Consider the following 5765-nt stretch of genomic DNA (forward strand, 5'->3'; position numbering starts at 1 on the left):
CAGATAACACCGCAATCTTAGTTGAGAGGGTCATTGCTTCGGTTTGGTCATGAGTCACATAAACCACCGGTGCCTTTTGAGCAACACCATCAGCTGACGGTTCCATAGCGTGAGCTTTTAGCTGAAGGCTGACAGCTCACGGCTGACCGCTGAATGCTTACATTGTTATTGACGCGATGGACGAAGTCCCGCTTTCAGCGATCGCGTAATCTATAGGATTAAGAATACTAAAAATTGTAATACTAGAATAAATTAAGGATACATTAATGATTGGCTATCAATTTTTTTTGCAAAAGGTTTTAACAGCAACAGCGGTAACCGTTACCGTTGGCTTTGGTTCTATCAGTGGTGCGATCGCTCAATCCCTGACTGGTGGGGGAGCTACATTTCCTGAACCCCTTTATCGCCGTTACTTTAGAGAATACCAAGAAGAAACAACAGATGTAAAGCTCAAATACAGTGCTATTGGCAGTGGTGGTGGAATTAGACGATTTCTGAATCAGTCCGTTGACTTCGGAGCGAGCAATGTAATTCCAACTCCTGTAGAGAGAAACTCCATGAAACGGGGTTTGTTGATGGTACCAACAGCTGGGGGGTCTTTGGCTGTGGTTTATAATCTACAAGGGATAACCACCGATGTTAAGCTATCTCGAGACACTCTGGGTAAAATTTTTTCAGGTCAAATTTCTAATTGGAAGCAAGTAAACTCCCGCCTCCCGAACCGGAAGATCCAAGTAGTTGTCCACTCAGGTAGTAGCGGTACTAGCTTTATTTTTACTAAATATTTGAATGAAATTACTAATGGCAGAATCCGAGCCAGTAGAAAACCTAATTGGGGCTTTAAGGTCTTCTCTAGTGTTCCGGGAAATGGACCAGTAGCTAGCGAAGTTAAGCGAATTGACGGTGCCATTGGCTATGTACCAGCGAGTTATGCTAAACAGCTTAACCTACCAATGGCCAGGCTGGAAAACCAAGCTGGTCGCTACGTCAAGCCTACCGTTGATCAAGCGAATAAAGCCCTAGACAATGTGCAGTTCAATGATGACTTCACCATCGAAAATATAGATGACCCAGAAGAGGGATATCCAATTGTAGGTATAACTTGGCTGTTTGTCTACGAAAAGTATCCTAAACCAGAACTAGCCCAAGGGGTTAAAGACCTGATAAATTGGATTCTGACTGACGGTCAAGACTTGAACGAAGATCTACAGTACACTCGGATACCGGAAGATGTTGCTAACCGAGCCATCGAAGCTGTGAATAACAACATCAGGGTTGTTCCATAGAAGGACAAAATTCAACTTATTTTTGTTGTGTGAGGAGATTTGTGAAAAAATTTTGCGGTGCATTACCACTGACACCGATAGTACTTGGTGTCCATTTGGTAACCATTACCCCCGCCATGGCTGAGAGCAAACTAGAAACCTTGACAGCAGATTGGTCAGATGTTAACCCCAACCCGAAATATCTAGCGCGAGAGTACTTAAAAACTCCCCCAAAAACTCCTCAGTTAACCGACCAATTCCACCATGAACTAGAGTTTAAGACTACTACGTCTATTCCCCATTCTGGGATATCGACAGCTAGCTTGACTAGTCTGGAGTCACCGCCAGACCTAGAGGTGGCAGACACTGTGAGTAATCCCTTTATGGGTCAGGTAGCACCGATTTCCAAACTATTAGACATCCCATCTACTCAGACTAATTCCAATAGTTTAGATAATAGTCCAGATAATAGTTTAGATATATCCCAAAACTTAGGTGTGACAGACCCGTTGAGTAATGGACCAATGGAGCGGGTAACACCAGTTTATGAACTGTCTGATGTCCAACCTACGGATTGGGCTTACGAAGCACTACAGTCTTTGTTGAAGCGCTATAGATGCCTGACTGGTTACGAGGATGACACCTATCGCGGTAACCGCGCCCTGACTCGCTACGAGTTTGCGTTTGGCTTGAATTTTTGCCTAAATCGGGTGAATGCCATGATTATTGGGAAAACAGCCAACTTGGTAACGGAAGCTGATTTAGCAGCAATGCAAAGGCTACAAGAAGAGTTCAGTGGTGAATTGGCTACTGTACAGGCTCGGGTGGATAACTTGGAAGGGCGGGTCACTTTCCTCGAAGACCATCAGTTTTCTACTACTACTATCTTGCGTGGGAGTGTAGATATTGCTCTAGCTACTGGCTTTGGCGGGAAAAAAGCAGTTCCTTCTGGTCAAAGCCCAACAGAAGATTTTGATGATACTAATACTCTGTTGGGAGGCCGGGCAATTCTCAACTTTGACACCAGTTTCACTGGTCGAGACCTTTTGCGCACTAGACTTCGGGCAGGGAATACCAGTAACTTTAGCACTGGTTTCACCGGTACAGCCATGACAAAGTTTGGTTTTGCCACTAATACCGGCAATGATGTTAAATTAAACCAGCTGTTCTATCGGTTTCCCCTAGGTAATAAAGGTCTGGTATCTATAGCAGCAGCAGGTCAGGGAGCAACTGCTTTGATTCCCACCCTCAATCCAGCATTTTCCATTTCCAGTTTTGGATTCAATAATTATATCTACGACTTGGGTTTTGGTGCTGGTGCTGGGATATACTATCAATTCAATGACGTGATTGCTACTGGAGCAGCCTATTACACTGGTTCTGCCTCTAATTCAGACTTTGGACTGTTCAATGGTGCCTTTGGTGCTTTGGCTCAGGTGACCCTCACTCCCTCTGATCGCTTTGGTATGGCCTTGACCTATGTCCGGTACTACTCTCCTGAAACAGCCAACACTGCATCGTTTCTCGGTAGCGAATTCGCTCAATCTCCCTTTGGGTCAAATACAGCCACCTCATCAAATAGCTTGGGTGTATCCACTAGCTATCGATTTAGCGATCGCTTTACCCTAGGGGGTTGGGTTGGTTATAGCAATGCGATCGCAGAATCCTCACCCCGTAACAATGATTTCGATGGATCAACCGGATCAAAAGCAGATATTTGGAGCTGGGCAATTACCGCCGCTTTCCCAGACATCGGAAAACTAGGCAGCCAGTTGAATCTAATTGTTGGCATGCCTCCGAGACTAGCTAGTAATGATGTTGCTGGTCGTCGCGATCGCGATGTATCATACCATCTCGAACTGTCTTATCGCTACCCACTCACTGATAGAATCTTTATCACTCCTGGTGTTTTGGTGATTATCGATCCAGAACACAATGATGAAAATGATACCATTGGGGTTGGACTGCTGCGAACCCAGTTTAATTTCTAGTGGGATGGTTCAAAATATTCAACCGAAAACCCTCACTCCCAACCAAGATTTTTCCCAACCCTTTCCCGACCACACCCAATTACCAGAGTCGGATGGCACCTTTGTGTTCGCGGAGCGTGCCGTAGGCAAAAACTTTCAAGAGCATCCCCAAACTCTGCTCCTAACCGATTCAATTGCTTCAGTACTGCAACAGCTTCACCCTGATGGTCAGTACATCATTGGTCAAGATTGCGGCATCTACTGGCGAGAAACCGACCCCCCAGAGACAGGAGCCGAAGCTCCTGATTGGTTCTATATTCCAGATGTTCCCCCCAAGCTTGATGGTCAGATTCGTCGCTCCTACGTGCTTCGTAGGGAATACATTCCACCCCTGATTGCTATCGAACTGGCAAGCAGGGATGGGAGTGAGGAACGGGACAAAACATCACTGGCTCAGCTAGCAACTGTTACCCCTCAGACCAAGGATAAGAAAAAGGGTCAGCGTCCTGGGAAATTCTGGGTCTACGAACGAGTGATGAGGATTCCCTACTACGCCATATTTTTGATCAAGGACAATGAACTAGAAGTCTACAATCTGGTAAATGGATTTTATCAGAAGATGTCACCGAACGAACGGGGTCATTATCCGATTGCTCCGTTAAAAGTAGAACTGGGAAAATGGTCAGGAAGCTACCAGAATCAAACCCAAATCTGGCTGCGATGGTGGGATAGTGAAGGTAATCTATTGCTGACAGGACAAGAACGAGCTGAAAAGGCGGAAGCTGAAGTGGCACGTCTGAGAGCGCTATTACAAGAACGGGGAATTGATCCGGATACGGTTTTGTAGGCCATAAATTTATTGAATCGGGGCGTTTGCCTGGCCTTGCAGCAATAGTAATTTATTTTATAAAAAAAGCCTAATTGATCACAGCGTTTTTCATAGCTATCGGGTACACAGCATTTTTTACTTCTTACCTGCTCCCTAAAATCCAATAATTTGTATCTCAGCCAATTTAAAACTGCTGTAACTGCAACATCTCTTCAGATTTAGACTAGCAAAGAGTTAGTATATGTAGTCTTGCTAAAAAATGTTTCAATCAAGTATTTTCTGTCAAGTTATACTATAAGTTTAAACACTGTTGACTAGTCAACAGTAACAGTTTTTACTCTGGTTTCTGTATTGAGGACTCAGCACTAAGTACCTGGACAAAAATAAACCTAACTGTATTAATTTGTGTAAAGTTGCCAAAAGTCCCTCTGCTCCCTGCTCCCTGCTCCCTGCTCCCTATTTAAAGAGTTAATTTTAGTTTTGTCCGACTACTTATTTTCAACCGAAGTATTTTTGACAAACGATTTAGGATTGCGATCGCATCAGGTTCACAGAACAGATATACTAGTCTAGGGGAAAGACGTTCGTATCGGCGGTTAACACCGCGCTCTTAGTGCGTTTTTCTTTCCCAGTGATTAGATACCAGGCTTCCAAACGTGACCGTAGATTTGTTGTGACCAGCATAACCAAGACCGAAACAGTATCCCCAACTGCAACCAATAGTGTGGATTGGGAGCCCCCCATGCCACCAACCGATTTAATTTTTGATGATGGAGAACCTTTGGAGAGTGACCGCCACCGCATAGCCATGAACGCCCTGATCCGTTCACTGCGCGTTGCTTTAGCTGACCGAGACGATTACTTTGTTGGGGGCAATATGTTTGTTTACTTCAGTAGTGAACAAGCACGAAACCGGGACTTTCGCGGGCCAGATTTCTTTGTAGTCTTGAATGTAGACGGTAGTCGAGAACGCCAGGGCTGGGTAGTATGGGAAGAACAGGGTCGCTACCCAGATGTAATAATCGAGCTGATGTCCCCCTCCACAAAGCAAGTTGACACAGGTAAAAAGAAGAGCATCTACTGCCAGACCTTCCGAACTCCAAATTATTTTGTCTACCAACCCTTTGACCCAGATTCATTGCAAGGATGGTATTTAGATATAGACAATGGCTACCAGGAGCTAACCCCAAATGAACAAGGGTGGCTATGGTGTCAGCCCTTAGGCTTGTGGTTAGGAGCATGGTCTGGAACCATTGAGGAAACCTCAGCAGTATGGCTGCGCTTTTATGACCGGGATGGGAATCTAGTTCCCTTACCAGAAGAAGCAGCTGAGCAACGAGCTGAAGTAGCTGAGCAACAAGCTGAAGCAGCTGAGCAACGAGCTGAAGTAGCTGAGCAACGAGCTGAGCAATTAGCAGAGAGACTGCGACAGGCAGGGATTGACCCAGATGAAATTTAAGGTGAATGGTCATAAAAATAATAAAAAGTGTGGAGCTTACTGATTAACTGTTAGAACCTAGGAGTTTTGTAGGCCGGGGTGGACGTGGCCCGCTACGACGACGTGAGGGTCGAGCCGACCGACGAGTCGTTCCAGGCCGCAACCAAGTTCGCGGTCGACGCCAAGGTCGACGGGTTCATCTCGGTCGGTGGCGGTTCGGTGATCGACACCACCAAGGCCGCCAACCTGTATTCGACCCATCC

At 45.6% G+C, this 5765-nt stretch carries 5 protein-coding genes; all 5 read left to right on the top strand.

The annotated features are described in order from the left end of the window. Nucleotides 1-266 precede the first annotated feature (266 nt). Nucleotides 267-1286: a phosphate ABC transporter substrate-binding protein PstS gene (gene pstS, locus F6J94_RS28975; protein WP_293046748.1), complete on the top strand. Its 1020-nt coding sequence runs from the start codon at nucleotides 267-269 to the stop codon at nucleotides 1284-1286. Nucleotides 1287-1315: 29 nt separating this feature from the next. Beyond that, complete coding sequence (locus F6J94_RS28980) at nucleotides 1316-3256, top strand: iron uptake porin (protein WP_293046749.1); 1941 nt, start codon at nucleotides 1316-1318, stop codon at nucleotides 3254-3256. A 4-nt stretch (nucleotides 3257-3260) separates the two neighbouring features. Beyond that, nucleotides 3261-4082, top strand: a complete 822-nt coding sequence (locus tag F6J94_RS28985; protein ID WP_293046750.1) for a Uma2 family endonuclease — start codon at nucleotides 3261-3263, stop codon at nucleotides 4080-4082. A gap of 724 nt (nucleotides 4083-4806) precedes the next feature. Next, nucleotides 4807-5523, top strand: a complete 717-nt coding sequence (locus tag F6J94_RS28990; protein WP_293046751.1) for a Uma2 family endonuclease — start codon at nucleotides 4807-4809, stop codon at nucleotides 5521-5523. Nucleotides 5524-5607: 84 nt separating this feature from the next. Then, the coding region (locus F6J94_RS34490; protein ID WP_367142289.1) for an iron-containing alcohol dehydrogenase at nucleotides 5608-5765 on the top strand (158 nt) is incomplete at its 3' end.

It is taken from the genome of Moorena sp. SIO1F2, assembly GCF_010672755.1.
Taxonomy (GTDB): Bacteria; Cyanobacteriota; Cyanobacteriia; order Cyanobacteriales; family Coleofasciculaceae; genus Moorena.

Coding starts and splice junctions, on each gene's coding strand:
- pstS (WP_293046748.1), top strand. CDS start 267: ATGATTGGCTATCAATTTTTTTTGCAAAAGGTTTTAACAGCAACAGCG.
- F6J94_RS28985 (WP_293046750.1), top strand. CDS start 3,261: ATGGTTCAAAATATTCAACCGAAAACCCTCACTCCCAACCAAGATTTT.
- F6J94_RS28990 (WP_293046751.1), top strand. CDS start 4,807: ATGCCACCAACCGATTTAATTTTTGATGATGGAGAACCTTTGGAGAGT.